The sequence below is a fragment of the Nocardia sp. PE-7 genome (assembly GCF_030486425.1).
Classification (GTDB): Bacteria; Actinomycetota; Actinomycetes; order Mycobacteriales; family Mycobacteriaceae; genus Nocardia; species Nocardia salmonicida_A.
Genome location: NZ_CP129614.1, coordinates 5,939,631 through 5,960,624, shown reverse-complemented (window position 1 = coordinate 5,960,624; position 20,994 = coordinate 5,939,631). Strand labels below are relative to the sequence as shown.

At 64.8% G+C, this 20,994-nt stretch carries 21 protein-coding genes and 1 pseudogene; 12 read left to right on the top strand and 10 right to left on the bottom strand.

The genetic code is table 11. From position 1 onward, the window contains the following. Nucleotides 1-204: 204 nt before the first annotated feature. Nucleotides 205-405 (bottom strand): annotated as a pseudogene (locus QX204_RS28035) (cold shock domain-containing protein); the annotation flags it as partial. A gap of 320 nt (nucleotides 406-725) precedes the next feature. Here QX204_RS28035 and QX204_RS28030 point away from each other — a divergent pair. The 6 genes from QX204_RS28030 to gltX all read left to right on the top strand — a co-directional run bounded on the left by QX204_RS28030 (nucleotide 726) and on the right by gltX (nucleotide 6,719). Then, the gene (locus tag QX204_RS28030) at nucleotides 726-2,021 is read left to right on the top strand and encodes a helix-turn-helix domain-containing protein (protein ID WP_301903518.1); all 1,296 of its coding nucleotides are present in this window, start codon (nucleotides 726-728) and stop codon (nucleotides 2,019-2,021) included. Next, nucleotides 2,012-2,719 carry a creatininase family protein gene (locus tag QX204_RS28025; protein WP_301903517.1) on the top strand — a complete coding sequence of 236 codons (708 nt, stop codon included), beginning with the start codon at nucleotides 2,012-2,014 and terminating at the stop codon, nucleotides 2,717-2,719. Before QX204_RS28030 ends, QX204_RS28025 begins: the two co-directional genes overlap by 10 nt. 178 nt (nucleotides 2,720-2,897) lie before the next feature. Next, complete coding sequence (locus QX204_RS28020; RefSeq protein WP_301903516.1) at nucleotides 2,898-4,172, top strand: helix-turn-helix domain-containing protein; 1,275 nt, start codon at nucleotides 2,898-2,900, stop codon at nucleotides 4,170-4,172. 10 nt (nucleotides 4,173-4,182) lie between these two features. Then, entirely contained in the window at nucleotides 4,183-4,653 is a 471-nt protein-coding gene (locus QX204_RS28015; protein WP_062990315.1) for an SAM-dependent methyltransferase, read from the top strand. Between the two features lie 79 nt (nucleotides 4,654-4,732). Next, nucleotides 4,733-5,020 carry a hypothetical protein gene (locus tag QX204_RS28010; protein WP_301903515.1) on the top strand — a complete coding sequence of 96 codons (288 nt, stop codon included), beginning with the start codon at nucleotides 4,733-4,735 and terminating at the stop codon, nucleotides 5,018-5,020. Between the two features lie 295 nt (nucleotides 5,021-5,315). After that, nucleotides 5,316-6,719: a glutamate--tRNA ligase gene (gene gltX, locus QX204_RS28005; RefSeq protein ID WP_301903514.1), complete on the top strand. Its 1,404-nt coding sequence runs from the start codon at nucleotides 5,316-5,318 to the stop codon at nucleotides 6,717-6,719. An 83-nt stretch (nucleotides 6,720-6,802) separates the two neighbouring features. Here the strand turns inward: gltX and QX204_RS28000 are convergent, their stop codons facing one another. The 6 genes from QX204_RS28000 to QX204_RS27975 are packed head-to-tail and all read right to left on the bottom strand — an operon-like array spanning nucleotide 6,803 to nucleotide 13,620. Further along, nucleotides 6,803-8,293, bottom strand: a complete 1,491-nt coding sequence (locus QX204_RS28000) for an amidase (protein WP_301903513.1) — start codon at nucleotides 8,291-8,293, stop codon at nucleotides 6,803-6,805. A 31-nt stretch (nucleotides 8,294-8,324) separates the two neighbouring features. Further along, nucleotides 8,325-9,422 carry a radical SAM/SPASM domain-containing protein gene (locus tag QX204_RS27995; protein WP_301903512.1) on the bottom strand — a complete coding sequence of 366 codons (1,098 nt, stop codon included), beginning with the start codon at nucleotides 9,420-9,422 and terminating at the stop codon, nucleotides 8,325-8,327. Between the two features lie 12 nt (nucleotides 9,423-9,434). Then, the gene (locus QX204_RS27990) at nucleotides 9,435-10,544 is read right to left on the bottom strand and encodes a radical SAM/SPASM domain-containing protein (RefSeq protein ID WP_301903511.1); all 1,110 of its coding nucleotides are present in this window, start codon (nucleotides 10,542-10,544) and stop codon (nucleotides 9,435-9,437) included. Then, the gene (locus QX204_RS27985) at nucleotides 10,541-11,323 is read right to left on the bottom strand and encodes a nucleotidyltransferase domain-containing protein (RefSeq protein WP_301903510.1); all 783 of its coding nucleotides are present in this window, start codon (nucleotides 11,321-11,323) and stop codon (nucleotides 10,541-10,543) included. Before QX204_RS27985 ends, QX204_RS27990 begins: the two co-directional genes overlap by 4 nt. Further along, nucleotides 11,320-12,759: an FAD-dependent oxidoreductase gene (locus QX204_RS27980; RefSeq protein ID WP_301903509.1), complete on the bottom strand. Its 1,440-nt coding sequence runs from the start codon at nucleotides 12,757-12,759 to the stop codon at nucleotides 11,320-11,322. The genes QX204_RS27985 and QX204_RS27980 overlap by 4 nt, the downstream gene beginning before the upstream one ends. Beyond that, entirely contained in the window at nucleotides 12,760-13,620 is an 861-nt protein-coding gene (locus QX204_RS27975) for a Rossmann-fold NAD(P)-binding domain-containing protein (protein ID WP_301903508.1), read from the bottom strand. A 308-nt stretch (nucleotides 13,621-13,928) separates the two neighbouring features. Between QX204_RS27975 and QX204_RS27970 the strand changes: the two genes are divergently transcribed. Next, nucleotides 13,929-14,909, top strand: coding sequence for a hypothetical protein (locus QX204_RS27970; RefSeq protein ID WP_301903507.1), 981 nt, complete (start codon nucleotides 13,929-13,931; stop codon nucleotides 14,907-14,909). 15 nt (nucleotides 14,910-14,924) lie between these two features. Continuing rightward, nucleotides 14,925-15,806 (top strand): PfkB family carbohydrate kinase, encoded by an 882-nt coding sequence (locus tag QX204_RS27965; protein WP_301903506.1) that lies wholly within the window; start codon nucleotides 14,925-14,927, stop codon nucleotides 15,804-15,806. On the opposite strand, the gene QX204_RS27960 is transcribed toward QX204_RS27965, so the two are convergent. Beyond that, complete coding sequence (locus QX204_RS27960) at nucleotides 15,790-16,464, bottom strand: nucleoside/nucleotide kinase family protein (protein WP_301903505.1); 675 nt, start codon at nucleotides 16,462-16,464, stop codon at nucleotides 15,790-15,792. The genes QX204_RS27965 and QX204_RS27960 overlap by 17 nt on opposite strands. Nucleotides 16,465-16,551: 87 nt before the next feature. Between QX204_RS27960 and QX204_RS34485 the strand changes: the two genes are divergently transcribed. Then, nucleotides 16,552-16,863: a M20/M25/M40 family metallo-hydrolase gene (locus tag QX204_RS34485; protein ID WP_367620208.1), complete on the top strand. Its 312-nt coding sequence runs from the start codon at nucleotides 16,552-16,554 to the stop codon at nucleotides 16,861-16,863. Here the strand turns inward: QX204_RS34485 and serS are convergent. Further along, nucleotides 16,836-18,098, bottom strand: coding sequence for a serine--tRNA ligase (gene serS, locus QX204_RS27955; RefSeq protein ID WP_301903504.1), 1,263 nt, complete (start codon nucleotides 18,096-18,098; stop codon nucleotides 16,836-16,838). The two genes, QX204_RS34485 and serS, sit on opposite strands and share 28 nt — an antisense overlap. A 199-nt stretch (nucleotides 18,099-18,297) precedes the next feature. Here serS and QX204_RS27950 point away from each other — a divergent pair, with 199 nt between their 5' ends. The 3 genes from QX204_RS27950 to QX204_RS27940 all read left to right on the top strand — a co-directional run bounded on the left by QX204_RS27950 (nucleotide 18,298) and on the right by QX204_RS27940 (nucleotide 19,850). Next, nucleotides 18,298-18,873, top strand: a complete 576-nt coding sequence (locus tag QX204_RS27950; protein ID WP_301903503.1) for an NUDIX domain-containing protein — start codon at nucleotides 18,298-18,300, stop codon at nucleotides 18,871-18,873. Then, nucleotides 18,870-19,379, top strand: coding sequence for a P-loop NTPase family protein (locus tag QX204_RS27945; protein WP_301903502.1), 510 nt, complete (start codon nucleotides 18,870-18,872; stop codon nucleotides 19,377-19,379). Before QX204_RS27950 ends, QX204_RS27945 begins: the two co-directional genes overlap by 4 nt. A gap of 246 nt (nucleotides 19,380-19,625) precedes the next feature. Beyond that, nucleotides 19,626-19,850, top strand: coding sequence for a hypothetical protein (locus tag QX204_RS27940; protein WP_301903501.1), 225 nt, complete (start codon nucleotides 19,626-19,628; stop codon nucleotides 19,848-19,850). Between the two features lie 108 nt (nucleotides 19,851-19,958). Here the strand turns inward: QX204_RS27940 and QX204_RS27935 are convergent, their stop codons facing one another. Continuing rightward, a complete protein-coding gene (locus tag QX204_RS27935) occupies nucleotides 19,959-20,867 on the bottom strand; it encodes a hypothetical protein (protein WP_301903500.1) in 909 nt (302 codons plus the stop codon). Nucleotides 20,868-20,994 lie beyond the last annotated feature (127 nt).

Below are 20,994 nucleotides of genomic sequence, written 5' to 3'. Positions count from 1 at the left end.
GCTCATGGCTTCTTCTGTTCCACACCGCCTCGACCCCCAACTGGTATGCGCGTGTTTGGTTTCGTTCAGACAACCAGCGGCAGGTGGTGCCGACTAGAGATTTGGTGTCCACAGCGCATCCACATCCGCGGCTGGTGTTGTGGTGGCCGTCGGGAATTCAGTGCCCGTTGCTGGATCCGGTTGCTGATCGGAGGGGCCGGTGTCGATCAGCCGCACGTCGGCTGCCTGGGGACCACGGTTGCCTTTGGTGATCTCGAACTGCACGGGCGCACCGTCGGCGAGGCTTCGGTAGCCTTGGCCGATGATGCCGGAGTAGTGGACGAAGACATCAGGGCCGTCTGCGCGGGAAATGAACCCGAACCCCTTTTCGGCGCTGAACCACTTCACAATTCCGTTGGTGGACATCTGATACGGCCTCCTTGATCCTGTTCGGTCTCCCCGTCGCCGGTCTTCCGATGTGAGGAGCTACGCAAATTCCGGGTTGCTGGCGGCGAATTGACCTGCCGTCAGGCTTTAGCGCTGGTAGTCATCGTGGGCGTTGGTCGGCTCCGGCTGTAGTGCTCGGGTGAATAGGTTTGATTCACTGCGAGATCGGTCGAGGATTAGGGTGGACAGATGGCGTCATCGCCTGGGTTCCGAGGCTGCGTCGGTGCCGACGGCCCGCCGTCGGCACCGACGCGCATTCGCTGTGCGTCGACTGCGCGCACGCGTCATACGCCTCACGGTTGCCCGCCGCGCAGTGGTGGACCGGTGAGTTGCGAGATGCTCTGCGCAGCAGGGATATCGGATCGATCCTCGCGGCGTACCGACATCACCCCGCGCACGGGCACCGCCCGCTACCGCAATCGGAGTTGGCGCGCTGGCTGGGCATCTCGCAGCCGCGACTGTGCCGGCTCGAAAACCACCGTGCCCAACTCGATGACACGGTCTTGGCGACGATCGCCCACATCCTCGGAATCCCAGAAGAGCTTCTCTGGTTCGACCTCCAGTCGAAAACGCCTCCGGCACAGGGCATCGCGCCGGTGCGGCTCCCTAGTGGCCAAACGGTCCCAGCATCGAACGCAGTGACGGAGGACCCGCTCGCCGAAACGCACCTCGCGACGCTGACCCACTACGCTAATCTCGACATGCTCGCAGGTCCGCACGATCTGCTCGATGTCGTCGAAAGCCAGTTCACAACAATAGATTCCGCGATGCGAACTAGTCTGGGGCGACGTCACGGGAAGCTGCTCTACACTTCCGCCCGGTTCGCCGAATTCCTGGGCTGGCTGCACCAAGACGCCGGAAACCTCAACACCGCGATGAGATGGTCGAACGAAGCCCAGAACCGTGCGGAGCAGAGCGGCGACGTCCAACTGCGGGCTTACGTCCTGATGCGCAAATCCAACATCGCAGCTGACTCCGACAACACCAGCTTGGCAGTCGATCTGGTGGACGAAGCGCTCACCAGAACCGTCGGGCTGACCGTGCGGCAACGCTCGGTCCTGTTGCGGCAAAAAGGTCACGCCTACGCACAACGAACCGCGATCACGGGCGACCGACGAGACCGCCGAACATGTGTCGATGCACTGGCGGAGGCCGCCGCGCTCGCTTCCGACGACAACACGGAGCCCAACGACTTGGCGCAATACTGTTCATCGGGCTATATCGCGATGGAAGCCGCACACTGCTGGGTCCAACTCGGCCGCCCCGAGAAGGCCCTGGCCACCCTCGAATCAGGCCTCGCGGATTGGACACCCGGCAACCACCGCGACCTCGGGATGGGCTTTGCCCGGCTCGCGACCGCCTACGCTGGCGTCAGCCAACCCGACCAAGCCCTCGACGTCGCCAGGCATGCGCTGACAATCCATTCCGACACCGGCTCGCACCGGACGATCCAGCAGTTGAAGCAAGTAGGCGTCGCGCTCGCGGCCCGAGGACATCGCAGCCACATCCTCGACTTCGCCGCTATGCTGCGCGCACACATGGCGACAGCCCAGGTCGCCTCAGTAACTCACGATGAGGAGTTCGAGTGGAGCTGATCACGACTGCCACTTCGACCGACGTCGCACGTCTCGACAGTACGGTCGCGGTCCTGCCCGTCGGCAGCTTCGAACAACACGGCGATCACCTCCCGTTGATCACCGACACAGCCATTGCCTGCCTGATCGCCGAACGAATCGCCGCCACATATCAACTCGTGCTGCTGCCGCCGATCACCTTTTCCTGCAGCCACGAACACGAGACCTTCCCCGGCACTGTCAGCATCAGCGCATCCACCCTGACGGTGATGATCGACGACATCAGAACTTCCCTAAAGAGAAGCGAAATCACCACCCTGGTCATCGTCAACGGCCACGGCGGCAATTATGTCCTGTCCAACATCGCCGCCGAAGCCAACGTCAGCGGCCGTAACGTCGCGCTCTACCCCGGTCGCGTGGACTGGGAAGCTGCTCGAACGCAAGCGGCGATGGTGAGCGACATTCACGACGACATGCATGGCGGCGAGCTCGAAACATCAATCTTGTTGCACGCCCGCCCGGAACTGGTGCGTGACTCCTATCGCGACGCCGATCACCTCGCAACAGATCGACGGCACTTCCTCCTGACTGGAATGGCCGAATACACCCCCACAGGCATCATTGGTCTCCCCTCGGCCGCCACCGCCGCCAAAGGCGAAGCCGCGCTCGCGAGCCTCACCGATTCGTTTGCGAGCTACCTTGAAGCGACCAAACGATAGCTACTTGATCTCGTGAAGCTGCCGGGTTCTCGCCGAAAACTGAGCTGCGGACATCTTGAAAAACTGTGCTGTACAACTGATTCCTAGCGGTCGAGAGCACCAGTGTGTCGCTAGGACGCAGGTTCACTGCACGGAGCGTTATCCACAACGTGTCCACAGAATGGCATGATTCGACAGCATGGACAGTCACGCCGCTATCGTCGGTGCGCAGCTCCGAGCCGCCCGCGAGGCCGCAGGCGTTTCGTTGGCTGCGTTGGCGGCCGAAATTCACCGGGGGAAGTCCGCGCTGGCCTACTACGAGACCGGTGAGCGCACACCGCCGCCGGATGTCATAGCGTGTTACGAGAAGCGATTCGGTGGCCTTCAAGATCCAGTCGCTACCCTCGCCGACCTTGGAAAGGCTGACGTGGAAAGACGCGCGTTCCTGCGTGGCGGGTACTCGACAGCACTGGGCGCCTCGGTATTGCTGCCTGGATGGCTGGACACCTCCGCACCAGTATCAAGAGCGCAGAGCGCGATCCGGCACGTCGGATCTTCCGATGTCACCGACGTCCGCAACGTCATGACGCTGTTCTCCCAGATCGAACAGCGCATGGGGGGTGGCCACGGGCGACGCGCTGTTGTCCAGTACCTCAGCAGTGAGGTCGTTGACTACCTCAACGGCACCTACACCGACGAAGTCGTGCGCCGAGATATGTTCTCGGCAGCGGCCGAGATGGCGTACTTGGCAGGTTGGATGGCCTTCGACAACGACGAGCATTCCGCGGCTCAGCGCTATTTCGCGACGGCGACCAAACTCGCCGCCGAGGCGGAGGATGCGCCGTTGACCGGCCACATCTTGCGTGCGATGGCGCACCAGGCGATCGACCTCGGACACGCCGCAGAGGGGCTCGAATTGGCCGAGGCTTCCGTCGCTGGCTCCCGGTACAGCACTGCTACCCCCCGCGAGCGAGCATTGCTCAAGATTGTTCACGCGAAAGCCCTCAGCGCTGTCGGCCGACGTTCAGAGGCCGCGAAGGCTGTGATCGTCGCCGAACAGGACCTTGCCTCGGCATCGAGCTCAATCGCTGAACCCTCGCGGGTGTTCTTCTTCACCGAGGCCAGCCTGGCCCACGAAACTGCGTGTGTTCTCCGTGACTCCGGCGACCTGCACGGCGCTGCTGAACAATTCGACCGCAGTGTGCGCAAACGGAAAGCACAGGCATTTGCACGAACTCATGCGGTCACCCTCGGCTACCTAGGGGCGGTGCAAGCGAGACAGGGCGACCTCGAAGTAGCTTGCGCAACATGGAAGTCCGCGCTGGTGTCGATGGGTCAGGTTCAATCTGGTCGCACACGCGCCGTGGCACACGGTATCCGGGCGGCCGTCGCGCCGCATCGTGGTTCGGCGGTGGAGGGGCTGGCCGAGATCGATAACCGAGCCTCTGAATACCTGCAAGCACAAGGGAAATAGGAACGCAGCAATGACGGATGAGAAGTTCGAAGTGGTGCCGATCGCGCACGTGGTCGGTGGGCGCCGTGAACCCACGGACGATCAGTGGGGTGACACAGAGACGATCATCAGGATCGATGACCCTCGTTTCAGTGAAGATTCCGTCAAGGGGCTCGACCAATTTTCCCATGTTGAGGTCGTGTTCCGGTTCCATCTGACCGATCAATCCGATCTCCACTTAGGTGCCCGCAGCGCGCGCGACAACCCTGAGTGGCCCGAGGTCGGGATCTTCGGGCACCGCAACATGCGTCGCGTCAACTGGCTCGGAGTCTCCCGCGCCCGACTGCTTCGCATCGACGGTCTCGACCTCCACGTCGCTGAACTAGACGCCGTCGACGGCACTCCCGTGTTCGATATCAAGCCGTGGTTCGCCGAGTTCGGGCCTCGCGGCGACGTCGAGCAGGCGCCCTGGTCGACCGAGATGCTTAAGAACTACTTCTAACCGTGCGATCTGCCCCCGACACGGCCAGCCACGCTGAGGAGCCTCTGCTAGAGGACAATTGCCAGAAAGGCGCAGCCACATGGGTGATCAGGACGGCATCGACTTCAGTGGTGCAAGCACCGGAGACGACTATTGCGTTCTCCCTGACGGTCGGGTGCCGTTATGGGTGATGCTGACCGTGGGCGATGACGCTCACTGCGTGACGCCATGGCACACGCACCAGGCCCCGCTGATCCTGTCAGCCGCGGTGATCGGCCGCGACTGCACCATCCCGGCCAGCGAAGCCATCGGCCGCGAGTTCACCGCCGCCGGCGGCCGGGGCGAACCATTGCACGACTTCCGGCTCGTGCACGATCCACGACTGTAGGGTCCGAACGCGCGGGGCTCCCCGGTAGGCGATGTTCCATCTGGCGGGCTACCTGAGCGAGCTGCGGCTACACGACCACGACGCACCACAGCCGCTGATTCGACTCGATGACGTTGCTGCATGCGTTGGGGATGGCGATCCATCTCGAAGGGTCAGCAGAAGGAGTATGAAGCGATTGCGAGATGGCTCGTACCCAGGTGAATGCGTACTACGGCGCGACTGACGTGAATTCATAGGTCTTCCATTATTGCCAGCCCCGGCGGGGTGGCTCCGCAGGTAAAGGTAGGTTTTCCTGGTGACTATTCGTGTTCGCTTCGCCCCGAGTCCGACGGGGATGTTCCATGTCGGTGGTGCTCGTTCCGCCCTGTTCAACTGGGCGGTCGCTCGCCAGGGCGCTGGGCAGTTCGTGCTGCGTATCGAGGACACCGACACGGCGCGGAACAAGCCTGAGTGGGTGCAGGGCATTCTCAGCGCGCTGTCAGCGATCGGGATCAACAGCTCTGATCCGGCTTTCGAGGGACCGTACTTCCAGTCGGCGAACGCGGGCCTGCATCGCGACGCAGCCGCGCAGCTGTTCGAGGCTGGACGTGCTTACTACTGTGACTGCACCCGTGAACAGGTGACCGAGCGGACCGGCAAGCCTGACGCTGGCTACGACGGCTACTGCCGCGAGCGGGGTCTGAGTTACGCGCCAGGCCGGGCGCTGCGGTTCCGCACTCCCGATGACGGCGAGACTGTGGTCGCTGACCGGATCCGGGGCGCGACCGCGTTCCCCAACCGTGCCATCGAGGACTTCGTGATCGCCCGCGGGGACGGCACTCCGCTATTCCTGCTGGCAAACGTCGTCGACGATGTCGATGAGAGGATCACTGAGGTCATCCGCGGCGAGGAGCATCTGTCCAACACGCCCAAACAGCAACTGCTGTGGGAGGCGTTGGGGCACACGCCGCCGGTGTGGGCGCACCTGCCGGTGATCGTCAACGAGCAGCGCAAGAAGCTGTCCAAGCGCCGCGACAAGGTCGCGTTGGAGGACTATCTGTCCGAGGGCTATCTGCCTGCGGCGATGGTCAACTATCTGATGTTGTTGGGCTGGGGACCGCGCGACGATGGCCCAGAGATTCGTGCCTTCGGCGAGCTCATGGCGCAGTTCTCGATCGACGATGTCACGAAGGCGAGCGCGTTCTTCGATGTTGCAAAGCTGAAAGCCTTCAATGGTGAGTACATTCGCGCGCTGAGCATTGCGGAGTTCATCGAGGTGTGTGGCCCGTGGCTGCGTGCCCCGCATGCGGTGTGGGCCGAGGATGCATTCGACGCGAAGGTTTTCGCTGCGGTGGCACCGTTGGCTCAGTCGCGGATCGCTGTGCTGAGCGAGATCACGAGCTATGTGGATTTCCTGTTTCTCGACGAGCCGGTGCTCGACGAGGCGGCATGGTCCAAGGCGATGAAGCCCGGCGCAGCAGCGATGTTGCGCTCCGCCGTAACGCAGTTGACCGAGGCGGAGTGGAACGCCGAGTCGATTCGAGCGGCGATCGAGGCCGCGGCGGCCGAGCAGGGCCTCAAGCTGGGCAAGGCGCAGGCACCGGTGCGAGTCGCGGTCACCGGACGAACTATCGGTCTGCCGCTGTTCGAGTCGCTCGAGGTGCTGGGCCGAGACCGAACCCTGGCACGGATCGAGGCGGCTACCGCCAAGCTGGGGTGACCATCGCGCCGAACTCGGCGCCGGAAATGGTGGGCATCGATCACAGCGAAGACTGCGGCCGGTGCCCACCGTCATGTCAGGGGTCAGCGGGCGCTGTCGGTGAGCATCGGTGGGGTGGTGGCGAACCATTCCGGTCGAGTGCGTTCGAGCTGGGCGGCTAGCTGTAGCACCAGCCCATCGCTGTGAGGTCGCCCGTAGAACAGGATGCCCGTCGGCATGCCGTCGAGAAGACCTGTGGGGACAGAGATCGATGGGAGCCCGGACTCGTTGCCCAGCACGGTATATCGCATGCCGTGCAGCAGAGTGTCGAGCCAGGTCGCGAACGGCGCGGTGGACAGCAGCGAGTACGGGCCACCCGCGTCGGGCGCCGGGTCGGGGAAGACCGGGCAGGCCAGGACGTCGAAGCGGTCGAAGAAACGCGCCAGCGATGCCATCAGCCGGGGGTTGGCCGCCAGCGCGGTCCCGAGATCGGCGATGGTCAGGTGCTCACCGGCGTCGAGGAGGTTGGCGTTCTGCGGGGTGAGCAGGCTTCGTATCTGCTCCACCGGCCAGCCGCGCTGCGCCGCGACAGCTCGCCAGAACCAGCTGGTGGCAAGCCAGTTCGTCTCGACGGCGTCCCAGAATGGTTCCCACTCGCAGATCTGGTCATCGCCCACCATCTCGACCTGGTGGCCCAGTGCGTCGGCCAGCACCGAAGCCACCCCGACGATCTGGCGGGCGACCGGTTCGCAGCATCGGCCGGGGCGTCCCCATTGACCGGTGGACACAGCGATTCTGAGCTGTCGGGGCGGACGGCGGATCTGTTGGGCGAACGAGGTCGGCGGTGTCGGGGCGGCGATGAAGTGCGACATCGGGTAACCGCTGATCATGATGTCGAGGGCGGCGGCCTGGTCGCGCACGGTGCGGGTGAGCACGCCTTCCTGGATGCGATGGTTGGTCAGCTCGCTGGTCCCGAGCGGGGGTGGCAGGAGACCTCTGCTGGGTTTGTGTCCCACCAAGCCGGTGAACGCGGCGGGCACCCTAGTGGAACCTGCCGCGTCACCGGCCCGCGCGATGGGCACGGCACCGGCGGCGACCATCGCGGCGCTGCCGCCCGAGGATCCGCCGGGGGTTTTCGCCAGGTCCCAGGGATTTCGCGTCGCGATGACCGATCCGCAGTAGTCGGTGGTGGTGTCGAAGGTCTTGCCGCTCTCCGGCAATCTCGTGCGCCCCAAGAGAACGAACCCGCCCTGGCGCAGGTTCGCGGTCACCGGGCAGTCCGCAGTCGGGCGCTGCCCCACCGATACGCGGGAACCCCACTCGCGCAGTCGGTCCCGCATACCGGACCCGGAGTCCTTGATCAGCATCGGCACCCCAGCGAACTGCCCGGGTGAGGGTGGCAGTTCCCGTGTCGGGTCTTCGACTACGTCGTCGAAGACCTCGAGGACAGCATGCAGTCGTGGATCGGCCCGTTCGATCGCGGTGGCTGCTTGCGTGGCCACCTCGGCGGCCGTGGTCTGGCCGGTCCTGATGTGCTCGGCCAGCGCGGTCGCGTCGAGGCGTTGCCATTCCGGCCAGCTGAAAGGCAAGACCATGGTGGGGAATCCGTTCGCGAGGTGGTTGTTGTCAGCGTAGGTCGATCAGGCGGTGTTCGGTTTCGGGTGCGGCGGGCATCGACCACAGCGGGCACACCGGCACGGTCTTGCGGTCGCAGTCGCTGCTGGTCAGCGTCTTGCCGAGGTGGTCGTAGGCCGCGCACCCGCCGCCACACAGTGATCCCTGTGGGCAGCCGCGGCAGTTGCTCGACACCCGGTTGACCAAGGTCAACTCGGTGCCGCTGGCAGCGCGGGGCACGACCTGACCGTCGATGATCGTGCCGTAGTGCAGGTCGGTGTCGAAAAACATGCTGCAGATGTAGACGCGGCCGTCGGGGAAGATCGCGAGCCGCTCCAAGTTGCGGGCGGTGCATCCGCCGTAGCCGGCCTGGCGCAGGGCAGGCAGTTGCTCGGCGGGGGAGAACGACGGCGGGTAGAACACCCGCACCTGCTTGCCTGCGGCCTTGTCACGGATCTGGCCGCACAGCGCCATCCAATCGGCCGGGGCGAGCTGGAAGTGCGGTTTGTCCCGGCCGAGCCCGGTCGGGGTGAAGTAGTGAAAGGACAGCATCTCGAGCCCGATGTCGTCGGCGAAGTCGATCGCGTCGAAGACATCGTGCTGGTTGGCGGTGGTGACGGTGAAGATCGCGCGGGTCTGGAACCCGGCGGCGACCGCGCGTTTCATCGAGGCGACCAGCGGCCGCCAGGTGTTGGGGCCGCGCATCGCTTCGTGGGTCGCCAAGGTGGCGCCGTCCATGGAGAAGCTGAACGCGTCGATCCGGTCGTCGAGCACGGGCCAGGTGCGGTTGGGGATCAGACCGTTGGTGGTGAGCACGGCTTTGAAGCCTTGCCGTTTGCAGACGTCGAGGATCTCGTCGAACTGGGGGTGGGTCGTCGGCTCGCCGCCCAACAGGTACACCTTGTACTGGCCGCCGGTGATGCGCACCGCCTCGAGCACCTGCTCGACGTAGGCGGGGGTCATCTTCCGTTCGAGGTCTAGGCGATCGCCCATGTAGCAGTGCTTGCACCGCAGCGGGCACTTCTCGGTGATGTAGAGGAACAAAAACGGCTCGCGCATCGCGGTCGCCGCGGTCGCGAATGGTGCTGAGTGGGCAAGGATGTCGGTCACGGTAGGTCCGTCCTATCGCAGGGCGTGCAGGGAGTCGTCGTCGCGCGGGCCCCACGCCGAGACCGTCCACAAGATGCACAGTGGAGTGGTGTCGCGGTCGCAGGAGTACCAGTCGCGGTAGGCGGGGATCTGGGAGTAGGCCGGGCATCCACCGCCGCAGGTGTCGACCTTGTCGCAGCCCGAGCACACCGGATCCGCTGTCAGATAGGCGTTGAATTCGTTGTTGGGATCCGGGTTGAGCACCAGCTTCCCGGCCTCGAACCGGGCGAAGTGGCGGCCGTCGTCCATGAAGACGGGGCAGGCGAACACGGTCCCGTCGGGGTAGACGTGCGGGCGGTCCAGGGTCCGCGCCGGGCAGCCGGGATAGCCGCGTTCGAACCAGTTCGCCTGCTGGTCGGCGGGCACGAAGGTGGGCGGGTAGTACACCGCCAGACGGGGTTCGGGCTGGTGCGCTTCGAGTTCATCGCAGAACTCCATCCACTCGGGCGGGGTGAGCGGGGTCAGCATCCGCCCGCCGTTGCCCGTTTTGCCCAAGTTGTGATAGCTCAGCGTGTGGGCGCCGAGCTCGGCCACGAACGGGATCAGGTCGAAGGCGTTGTCGCGGTTGGCTTTCGAGATCGTCGTCATCACCCGCACCTGATATCCGCGTTCGCGTGCGGCCGTGATGTTGGCGGTGACCTTGGCGAAGTTGTGGGGGTTGCCGCGGATCTTGCGGTGCACCACCGGATCCGCCGACTCCAGCGAGAAGTTGAAGCTGTCGAGGGTGCCGGGTGGGATGGCGTCGAACACTTCGTCGCTGAATTCGCCGTTGGAGCTGATGGTGACCTTGTAGCCGCGCTCGCGGGCGGCGCGCACGATGTCACCGAGTTGTGGGTGCATGGTCGGTTCGCCGCCGAGCAGGTAGAGCTTGTCGTGGCCGCCGGTGAGCTTGAAGTAGTCCATGACCTCGATCGCGTGCTCGACGCTCATGGTGTTGGCGGCGTTGAGTCGGTCGTTGCCCACATAGCAGTGTCGGCACCGAAGCTGACATGCGGTTGTGGGGTACAGAAAGACGAATCGTTCGCGCGGCTGGGCGTAGATCGGGCGGCGAAGAGTGGGCAGCCCCAACGGCATCGAGGTCATCGCGCACCTCCCGCGACGACGGCGGTCGGGACCGACAGGCACTGCGCGGAGAGCAGCTCGGCCAGGTCGCCGTCGGCGACCGGGCGCGGGCACGCGTGCGGCTGCCCGACGGCGACCGTCACCGGTGGCTGCCGGTTGAACGCACCGGCGCGCACGGCGAGGTCGGGCCCGAACCAGCGGTGCAGACTCACCCCGACCGGGGTGTCGACCCAGTCGTCTGTGTCAGCGCGCCGCGACCATGCCTCGGCGAGCGCGGCCGCGCGCGACCCCGCGGGCAGGCTCAGCTCGTTCTTGTGTGGCTGGATCCTCGGCATCGGCCAACGCTGGAAGTAATCCACGGCGCGGGCGGTGAGTTCGTCGACGACCATCCCCGGGTCGTGGACGAAGATCTTGGGCTCTTCGAGCATTTTGAACACCACATCTCCCTTGCGGAATACCGACATCGGGCAGTCGGCGAGGTAGCAGGCCGACTGCTGAATCGCCGGCACAGCGGCCACACAGCTCTCGGTGAAGTCCAGTAGGCCTCGGAGGGCGGTCAGGTCGAAGACCTCGCCGACGTGGTCGAACTTGAGTCCGGCCGCGCGGTGCAGGTCCCGGAATTGCTCCGCGAAGCGGCATTCGGCGTCGTGATCCGGTTCGGCCAGGATCACCACGGTGTCGACGTCGCTGGTGGGCTTGGCGGTGCCGCGGGCGTAGGAGCCGCCAACCCAGGCGGCGAGCAGGTTGTCCCCGAAGCTCATCTGCGCGAGCCTCACGGTTTGCTTGGGCGTCTGGTTCATCCGGCGAGTCCTTTCACGAGGTCGTATTGGTGGAGGATGTGCTCGGCTGCGGCCAGCCCACCGACGGCGGCCTGGACGATGCCTTGGGCCAGTCCGGAGCAGTCGCCCACCGCGTACAGCCGTGGCGCGGTGGTCTCCAGGTCAGGGGTGAGAACCATTTCGTCCCAGGTGTTTTCCAGTTCGAGGCCGATCACGCCGATGCGGTGCCCGTACTCGGCGATCTGGGCGCCGGTGAAGAAGTCGGCCAGCTCGGTGAAGGTTGCGACCAACGCGGCGTGGACGTCGACAGGCAGGATCGCGGCGAGGTTAGCCATCTCGTAGTCGGCCACCGACGGCGCCACCCCGGACCGGCGGGTGAACTCGGCCAGGCTGTCGCAGGCGACCCGGCGGGCCACGAAGTCCGGAAACCATTGCAGGACAGGCTTTCCCGGGCGATCGGTGCGCAGCTTCCGGTACGGCGTCATCAGCTCCGTGTCGACGCGGTCGAGATCCCACGGCTGGCCGGTCTCGTCGCGGAGCTGGGCCAGCAGCGCGAAGTTCGCTACCGTCTGGTCGTCGTGGCCGGTTTCGGCGATGACGTGCCCGTCGAGCAAGGTGTAGCCGTCGGCGGGGTAGTCGGTGAACTTGATCCGCCCGCCCCCGCCGTCGCGGCCCGCGCAGTAGCAGAACGTCTTGATCTTCACCCCGGCGTGGGTCAGGGTCGTCTTGTAGTCCTCGTGGACCAGCGCGCCGCCGCGCAGCAGCTCCGCGGGGCCTTCGAACCGCACGCCGACCGAGGGTGTCGGGGGCGTGAATCCCAGCCCGAGGTCCCGGATCTGGCGGTGCCACCACGATCGACCACGGCGCCCGACCGCGACGACCACCGAGTCCGCGTGTACGAGTTCCTTGTGGCGTCGCCCGCGCAGGGTCGCCTGCCAGCCCCCGCCGACTGCCGGGCGCAGGGCGCTCACCTCGGTCCGCAGCGCGACCTGCACTCCTGCGGCGGTCAGTCGCTGCTCTGCGCGGTCGATGACGCCGCGCACCTGCTCGGAGGTCAGCGAGACGACGGGGTAGTCCTTGACCGGGAACGGCGAACCGGTTGCGGCGACTCCGCTGAATGTGGGCAGCGGCGAACCGCACAGGGCATCGAGTGCTTCCGATTCCAACCGCGGCGCGCGGAGGGGACCGAGCAGTTCGGCCAGCCGTCGTCCAGACGGGAACCGCGAGAGTTTCACCCCGTCGCCGTAATGGATGCACCCACCGAACCCGGAGATCACATTGCACGACGCGCGACAGCCGGTGCAGGCCATCATCAGATCGACCGGGCAGGTCCGCACGGTGTGCCCGCGACCGGCGTCGACGGCCAGCACCCGTGCGCCGCCGGTGGCGAGCCGGTCTGCGGCGCTGATTCCGGCCGGTCCGCAACCGATAACCAGGACATCGACGTCGATGCTCATCTAGTCCTCCCCGTAGATTTCGGCGATATCCCGTCGCACCAGCTCGACACGGTCGGCGACCTCTGCGTTCTGCTGGTCGATCAACGAGGCGAATCGTGGCCCGTACATGTGCTGGTAGCCCTCGGTGCAGCTCCTGCGCAGCGGGACCGAGGACAGATCCACCGCCCCAACACAGCTACGGTCATCGACCAGCGCGCCGATCTTGAGTCGGTAGGTCTCGTCGAGGTTGGTCGTGGCGATCACCGCGTCCCACCGTGTGGATCCGAGCAGCGCGTAGGCGCCCGCCGGGGTGCACACCGAGGTAGACGCTGCCATCTCGCCGAGCCGTCGACGGGCCCGCTTGGGCGAGCGCGTGACCACCATGACGTTGCGGTAGAGCTCGCGGCCGTGGGCGGCGATCGCGCGGGCCAGCATGCCGCCGCCGATGACCACCAGTGAATCCGGGCGGGCGGGTTGGCGGTCGGTCAGGATCCGGAGCGCGGCCTCCGGGTAGTCCAGGGCCGCGTCGAGGTTGTGGCGGCGACGCAGTTCGGTCGCCACCATCACCGCGTCGCCGACAACCCTGGTGAACGGGGTCTCCTCGGCGGTCGCGCCGGCGAGCGCGACCTGCTGCAGGACGAACCGTTCGCCGAGCACTTGGGACCTGACACCGGCGGCGATCTCGGTCAGGCGTCGCGCCACGGAGTTTCGCCCGATCACCTCGCCGGAGGGGTCGGGCAGCACCGCTGGCCGGTCGAGGGTGTATGCCTCTACCCGCTGGCAGGTGTGCAGAATGAATCCCGTTGTGTTGGTGGCGAGTTCGTCGGCGAGGTGTTCGTGGGCGGCGCCGATCGCCTGCGCTGGCCACACCGTGGTATCCACAAACGCGCACCGCATCTGTTGGGCTGTGTCCATCACGTCAGAGCCGCCGGGATGTGCTGTGGTATCCAGTATCTGGCCCATGGCGTTCCTCCTGGTCACAGGCGATGTCGTCGTCTGTCGAGAGTCCGACGAGCGCAACGATGTTCGATGCGATGTACGAGAAGTGTTCGCGCTCAACCAGTCCAGTCGCAGCGCCGCCGCGGTCCGATCTCGTCCACTCTGGTCTTATCTCGTCCACTGGACTCGCGTTGTCGATAGGATCGTTCGCTAGCTCGACAGCGCTGCGTACCTGCAAATGGGGGGAAGTCATGGGGACCGTGCTCAAGATGTTGCTCGCCGAGCGGCATCTGTCGAGTCATACGGACTTCTGCGGCGAGTACAGGCGTTGCGCCGGAGCCGATGCCAGTACACGCGGGAATCCGCCGTCGAAAGCCCAGTTCTACAACTGGCTTTCAGGGGAAGTGAAAAGCCTCCCGTACAACCATCACCGCCGGGTTCTGGCCCGAATGTTCCCTGGCTGGTCGATTCACGCTCTGTTCTCGATGGCCGACGGACCGGCCACCGGCTCGCAGGCAGCCGACCGTACAGTCGATCACGATCTAGAAGCGTTCCTTGGCGCCGAAATGGTTCATCGCGGTGCAACGTTGGCTGTTCCGACGTTCGAGTTGGCCACTCGTTCGGTCGAGGCCCTCGAGGCCGCAGGGATTGCGCGCCAACACATTTTCAGCAAACGAGCGAGTGTGTTCAACGCCGCCCACCGCATCGACGTGTCGACCGCGCTCGCGGAAAACGATGTTCGCGGGATGTTGTACGTGATGTCGATGATTGAGGCGCACAACGGGATCGCCGCCGAAATTCAAAGCGATCGCGAGGTTGTGCTGGCCTGCGACCGGCCGTACCTGAGCTTCGGCCTGTCCAGCAACGACTGCACGCACATGTATCTTGAGAGCAGTGAGGACCCGATCTTCACCATCCGAGACAGCGTCGCCCGAGACGGTCCGTACCTGGAACACCTCGAACTCGTCGACGGTCAGAGCTATAGCTCCTCCGACAGCCGCAACATCGGCATCATCGCGCGTGTGCGTCCGTCACCGGACCTACACCCGGATCGGTTCTGGTTCTTCTGCGCTGGGCTGGGCTCGCGGGGCACGACCGGCGCCAGCTGGTACCTGGCGAAACATTGGAACACCCTGCAACAGCGCGCCGCCGAGCACGAGTTCGTGGCCGTCGTCAGCGTCCGCGCCTACTCCGATCAGACCGCCAACCTTGAACACCTCCTTATCCGCTGACCCGAAGGAGTCCCGGTGACCTCGGCCTTGTTCGTCGGCCTGTCCACCCTCGACATCGCCTATGCCGTGGACCGCTATCCCGGCGAGGACACCAAAACTCAAGCCACCGATCAATTCATCGGCGCAGGTGGGCCCGCCGCGAACGCCGCGGTCGCGTACGCGATCGTGACGGGCGGCCATCGGCCGACGTTGATCACCGCACTCGGCGGGCACCCTCTCGCCGATCTTGTCCGTCATGATTTATGCGCCCATCACGTCGAGGTCGTCGACGCGACACCCGGTCACCTCGCCCAGCCGCCGGTGTCGTCGATCGTGGTTGCCCTCGATGCCCAGTCCCGAACAATCGTCGGTCTCGACGCTGCGCGAATCCATGCACTGTTCACCGCGGAGCTCGCCCAACATATCGACCACGCCTCGGTGGTCCTCGTCGACGGCCATCACCCTGATCTGGCCTTGGGAATCACTCGGTGCGCCAACGAGGCCGGGGTGCCGGTAGTACTCGATGCGGGCCGGTGGAAGCCGATCCACGACGATCTTCTCCCGCTCGTCGATACCGTCATCTGCTCGTCGGCGTTCGCCCCTCCGGGCTTCGACGGAGATACCAACACCCTGTTGGAGTACCTGCGCTCGGTCGGCCCGAAGCGGGTAGCTGTGACCCGTGGTCGAGAGCCGATCCTCTATGCAACCGACGGACAGCACGGCGCGATCGACATCGCGGCGGTCAGCTACGCCGACACCCTCGGTGCCGGTGACATTCTGCACGGTGCGTTCTGTGCCTACTACGAACCCGGCCGCGACTTCGTCGATGCGCTCACCCGCGCCTCCGCCGTGGCGACGCTGTCGTGCCGTACCTTCGGCACCCGCAGCTGGGCAGGCAGTCTCAGCGAACTTCGCTGACGAAATAGTTGCCGGAGGTTTCGCTTAGCACCACGTCGGCGCGGCCGCGAGTACCCACGATCAAATGGGCATTGGGCATGTCGCTGTCGGCGATCTTGGCCTTGGCCTGCTCAGCGGTCTTCCCGCCTAGAAGATGTCGGTCGGTGAGCCTTTGCTCGATGATCGAGCCGTCGGCATCGAGGAACCACACCTCATCGAGCTGGCTGCGGACCTCTGCCCATCCGGGCTGGTCGAGCAGGAGATAGTTGCCCTCGACGACCGCGAGCCGCTGGGCAATGAAGGCGATCTTGTCCGGCACCGGATCGTGCAACTCACGGTCATAGATCGGCCAGGGCACCGGCTCTCCCAGTGGTGCTTCGCGCAGTAGTTTCAGGCGCGCGACGAACCCTGAGACGTCGAAGGTGTCCGGTTGGCCCTTGCGGTGACGTGCGCCCACCGCGTCGAGCTCGGCTGAGGTCTTGTGAAACCCGTCCATCGGCGCGATTTCGGCCGCGATCGCGTGCTCGCGGGTGATGGCGGCCGCCAGGTGCTGCGACAGCGTCGACTTCCCGGCAGCCGGAGGTCCGGCGATGCCCAGCACGTATCGGTGGGTGGTCGGAACGCGGGAAGAAACCCACGCTGCGAGCTCAGTGACGGAAACTTCGCTACCTGGCCGCATCCCGGAATCCTTTGCACGTGAGTTGGTTCGGTGTCCCCAACCGTACCAACGTCGCACAGTGAATCACAGGTTCGCGTGCGGCTGCAGATGACACCGCGGTGGTGCGTTGTGATCGGCGGCCTTCAGCGCACCGGCACCGGCACCGACCTGGCACGCGTGTTTGCGCACGCACAGCGTGGGACCGGCCAGCAAGTCGCCACCGAGCGGTTTCTGGGTGGTTCAGACGCCCGATTCTTCGGCCCCGCAGGTACTCCGGCCGTCGTATTCGGACCCGGAAGCCTGCGCCACGCCCACTCACCGAACGAGTTCGTTCCGATCTCGGAACTCGACCTCGCTACCCGGCAAGTGGGCGTGGTGCTAGAGCAGATTTTTCAGATCAGTTCCCTGCCACCCATGTAGGGCTGAAGGACCGTCGGCACCGCAATTTTGCCGTCGGCGGTCTGGAAGTTCTCCAACAGTGCCGCGAGCAGTCGCGGCGTGGCCACGGCCGTGTTGTTGAGCGTGGCGGCGAACTGCACCTTGCCCTCGGCGTCGCGGTAGCGCAGATTCGCGCGGCGACCCTGCCAGGTCCCCAGAGTCGAGCACGAGTGCGTTTCGCGGTATTGGCCAAGGCTCGGCAACCAGGTGTTGATGTCGTTCATCCTGACCTTGCCCAAACCCATGTCGCCGGTCGCGCACTCGACGACCTCATAAGCAAGCCCCAGTTCCTGGAGAACAGTCTCGGCACTCGCCAGCAGCGCTGCGTGCCAGCGCGCCGATTCCTCGGGGTCAGCCTCGCAGATCACGAACTGCTCGACCTTCTCGAACTGGTGCACCCGCAGCAGGCCTCGCACGTCGCGGCCCGCGGAACCCGCTTCCCGGCGGAAGCACGGCGACATCCCCGCATACTTCAACGGCAGGTCACCCACGTCGAGGATCTCGTCGGAATGAAGGCCCACCAAGGCCACCTCCGCAGTCCCAGCCAGGAACGTGTCATCGGCTGGCAGCTCATAGGTTTCGGCGCGATGGCCTGGGAACATCCCCGTCCCGACAAGTGCCTGCTCACGAACAAGCGCCGGAACACTGATCGGGACGAAGTCCTGCCGCACAAGCAGATCCAGGGCATAGGAGTGCACCGCGCGCTCGAGCAGCATCAGATCACCACGCAGCGCATAGGCGCGCTCACCAGCGACCTTGCGCGCCCGCGCGAACTCTACCCAGCCCCGGGACTCGGCCAGATCGACATGATCACGCGGCTCGAAATCGAATTCAGGTGGCGTGCCCCAAGTCCGGACGACCGTGTTGGCTGATTCGTCGGCACCGATCGGAGCACCCGACCACGGGATCTGTGGCAGACGCAGGAGGATCTCGCTCTGATCGGCCAGATTCACCTCGAGGTCGGCCTTCAGCTTCGAGATCTCGTCGCCGAGTTTGGTGCTCTCCGCTCGCAGTTGGTCTTTGCCTGCGGCGTCGGCCTTGCCGAACTCTTTGGAGATCGCGTTGCGCCGGGCCTGAGCGTTGTCTAGATCATGTTGGAGGGAACGCCCGGACTCATCGAGAGAGAGGAGTGCGTCGACATCGACAGCGACTCCCTTCGAACTGGCGGCTTCCTTCACCGCGTCGGGGTTCTCGCGGACAAATCGCTTATCCAACATGCCGGGAATCCATCCTCGGGTCGACAGTGTGACAGCGCATAATATGCCTTGCCGGAGGGCCGTTGGTCGACAGAGGATGCCCTGTTGCGCGGTCACCTCAACACTCAAAACGAGGGAAACTGGGTCGAACCGAGTAGGTCGCGGCAGGTGCTGACAGACCCCGGATTGGTGTCGGAGGCCGCGACTATCCTCGCGCGCCATGGACCCATCTACCGCTGCCGTCGCCGAGTTGATCGCCGCGATGGCCCCGTTCGACGATCTCGAGCAGCGACACATCGAACAGACCCTGGACTGGCTCGCCGGAACCGCTGATGTTTACCGTCGTATTCCGCCTGCGACGCCCTCGCCGCACCTGGTGGCCTATGTGGTCCTGGTCGACCCCGCCGAGCGTGGCCTTTACCTCGGTCGGCACCGCAAGTCCGGTCTTCACCTCCCGATGGGCGGGCATCTGGATCCCTTCGAGCATCCGTTTGCCGCAGCGCGCCGAGAAGCCCGTGAGGAACTGGGCATCGACGCGAGCTTCGATGTCGTCGGCCAACGGCCACTTTTTCTGACCGTGACTTCGACCATCGGCCCTACCACCGGGCACGTGGACGTTTCGCTGTGGTTCGTCGCCCGTGGCGATCGGGCCGGTCGTCTGGATCTCGACCCGGGCGAGTTCGACGGTGGTCGGTGGTGGGATCTCGACCCCCACGGCCTACCCGATACGGACCCGCACCTCGGCCGGTTCATCCGCAAGCTCGACACCGTCCTGCAGCCGACGACCGTCCGATGAAGCCACTGGTCGTGATCCGTGGAAACTCGGCCTCGGGCAAATCGACCACCGCGATCGCTGTCCAGCGCCGATTCGAACAAGGGCAATGCGCTGTGATATCCCAGGATCTGGTGCGGCGGAACATGCTCCGGGAACCGGACGAGGCGGGCGCGTTCAACATCGAGCTGATCGAGGAGATCGCCCGTTCATGTTTGGGGCGGGGGATGGTGGTGATCATCGAGGGAATCCTTCACACCCAGCGGTACGGGAGCATGCTCGAACGGCTAACACATTCGGTGGAAAGGTCGTTGTTCTACAGTTTCGATCTCACCTTCGCTCAGACCCTGACCCGTCACGCGGGACGCCCACAGGCGGCGACGATTCCACCGGAGCAGATGGCTTCGTGGTATCACGGCTGGCAGCCGCTGCCGTTCGTTGAAGAAGTCCGCATCGGTGCGAGCTGGACTCTCGATGTCGCGACAGATCGGATCTATCGCGACATTGAACACAGCCGTGGCCAAGCGTGACGAACGGTGTGTTAGCGGCGCGGCAATAAGTGGGAGATGTCGGTGCGATCCAGTGAGGGCTCTCTGGCCCGGTCTCGTCAGTTTCGGTCCGTTTCGTCGGTGCCTCAGTTTCAAGTGGCCCTCAAAACGGCTCGAAAATTACAACGCTAGCGATGCCTGTCGGGTGGCGAAGTAGGAATCCGGTGTATTGCCCGTCACATTGGATTTCAGGTGAAACTGTCCGGTCTCGCGCCGTAGCGTTGTGGAATGACAAACAATACGAACAGGCACGAGGCATGGCCCTGCGACGCTTGCAATTTCGAGACCACCATCGAGTGGGATGAAGAACTTGAGCAAGATGTCGGTCTGCCTGCGTTCACAGCACCCGTAGACGGCCGAGCGATCAACATCTGCGACGAGTGTGCAGATGGTCGGGGACCTCATGAGTTGACCGAGTTGGCCCAGGTCATCGCCGAAAGCCCGGGCAAGTGAAGAGGCATGGGACGCAAGGTCGCTGAACCCATGTGATCGGGCGGTGTCTCTACTCCGGCTCAGCGCGCCATGGTGCTAGCTTTGCGCAGTTAAGCTTCCCCGCCGATTTCAGGTGGCGACTGGGTTGGCCAGTTGCTCGTTCTTCTTTGGCATGCGCTCGAATATCTCGCGTGTCGCGGTGGCGAGCATGGTCGGGTCGTGGCCGCCGAACTGCAATACCCGGACGGTTCCGCGCATCAATGTCTCTGATGCCGCCTCGAACGTCTCGGTGATGAACGTTGGATCAGGTGTCGACATGGTGCGGTAGAAGCCCGGCTCGTACTCGGCTTTGGCGAGCAGATCGAATCCTTCGATGCCGAACCAGTTCTGGCCATGCGTCGCGCCGCTAGCTGCATTCCACAGGTAGGTCCAACGGCCGACATCGGCTCCGGTGATCGTTGCGGCATTGCGGATCATTTCCTTGTAGCCCGGCGGGTTGGGCTTGCGCGGTGCATCGAACGGCAGGCGGTCGGCGCTGTCAGCGAGGTTCGCAATCCGCAGGTCGACCACCTCGGTGTCGGCTCCGTCAGCCACAAGCGCATCCCGGTGATAGTTGAAGTCGCGGTGCATCAGCCGGACGAATCGCTGCACGCATTCCTCGAAGGTCCCGGTTGGCACGTCGAGCAGCCACACCGCGTGGGCAGCGGCTTCCCAGCCTGACCGGCCGAGCATCAGGTATTGCCGGAACCGGACTTTGTTCACCGTGTCGGCGTCGAATTCGTACGGTGCAACCAGATCTGCCCAGAATCCGAGGTGCTCGGCCGCGGCGAGCAAGTAGGACCTGGCCCACGCGGAGACCTTCTCGCGAGGGTAGATCGCGTCGGCTTGGTGCAGGGCGCTTCCCGCTACGGGATCGACAGTGCGAGCGAGAACTAGTTCGCAGGCGCGGATCTGATAAGTGAATGCGGCCCACCGCCGCAGCTGGTCCTCCGGAAGGAGAATTGAATTTTCGCTGTCGGTTTGCGACCCCATGCTCACGGCCGCAATCCTAGTGCGAGCAGAAGCGCGCCCGTTCGAGATCGTGAGCAGGACTTGCAAGTCGGCGACCACGCGACCGGGGAACTCACAGTGGGGCATCCGCGGGCTTTGCTTGCTCGCGGCGTTG

What these genes read in the sequence shown, in the direction of transcription:
- QX204_RS28000 (WP_301903513.1), bottom strand. Translation starts at nt 8,293, where the DNA reads ATGGTCTTGCCTTTCAGCTGGCCGGAATGGCAACGCCTCGACGCGACC.
- QX204_RS27980 (WP_301903509.1), bottom strand. Translation starts at nt 12,759, where the DNA reads ATGAGCATCGACGTCGATGTCCTGGTTATCGGTTGCGGACCGGCCGGA.
- QX204_RS34485 (WP_367620208.1), top strand. Translation starts at nt 16,552, where the DNA reads ATGACACCGCGGTGGTGCGTTGTGATCGGCGGCCTTCAGCGCACCGGC.
- serS (WP_301903504.1), bottom strand. Translation starts at nt 18,098, where the DNA reads ATGTTGGATAAGCGATTTGTCCGCGAGAACCCCGACGCGGTGAAGGAA.
- QX204_RS27990 (WP_301903511.1), bottom strand. Translation starts at nt 10,544, where the DNA reads ATGACCTCGATGCCGTTGGGGCTGCCCACTCTTCGCCGCCCGATCTAC.
- QX204_RS28010 (WP_301903515.1), top strand. Translation starts at nt 4,733, where the DNA reads ATGGGTGATCAGGACGGCATCGACTTCAGTGGTGCAAGCACCGGAGAC.
- QX204_RS27940 (WP_301903501.1), top strand. Translation starts at nt 19,626, where the DNA reads ATGACAAACAATACGAACAGGCACGAGGCATGGCCCTGCGACGCTTGC.
- QX204_RS28015 (WP_062990315.1), top strand. Translation starts at nt 4,183, where the DNA reads ATGACGGATGAGAAGTTCGAAGTGGTGCCGATCGCGCACGTGGTCGGT.
- QX204_RS27960 (WP_301903505.1), bottom strand. Translation starts at nt 16,464, where the DNA reads ATGCGGCCAGGTAGCGAAGTTTCCGTCACTGAGCTCGCAGCGTGGGTT.
- QX204_RS28020 (WP_301903516.1), top strand. Translation starts at nt 2,898, where the DNA reads ATGGACAGTCACGCCGCTATCGTCGGTGCGCAGCTCCGAGCCGCCCGC.
- QX204_RS27985 (WP_301903510.1), bottom strand. Translation starts at nt 11,323, where the DNA reads ATGAACCAGACGCCCAAGCAAACCGTGAGGCTCGCGCAGATGAGCTTC.
- QX204_RS27970 (WP_301903507.1), top strand. Translation starts at nt 13,929, where the DNA reads ATGGGGACCGTGCTCAAGATGTTGCTCGCCGAGCGGCATCTGTCGAGT.
- QX204_RS27950 (WP_301903503.1), top strand. Translation starts at nt 18,298, where the DNA reads ATGGACCCATCTACCGCTGCCGTCGCCGAGTTGATCGCCGCGATGGCC.
- QX204_RS27945 (WP_301903502.1), top strand. Translation starts at nt 18,870, where the DNA reads ATGAAGCCACTGGTCGTGATCCGTGGAAACTCGGCCTCGGGCAAATCG.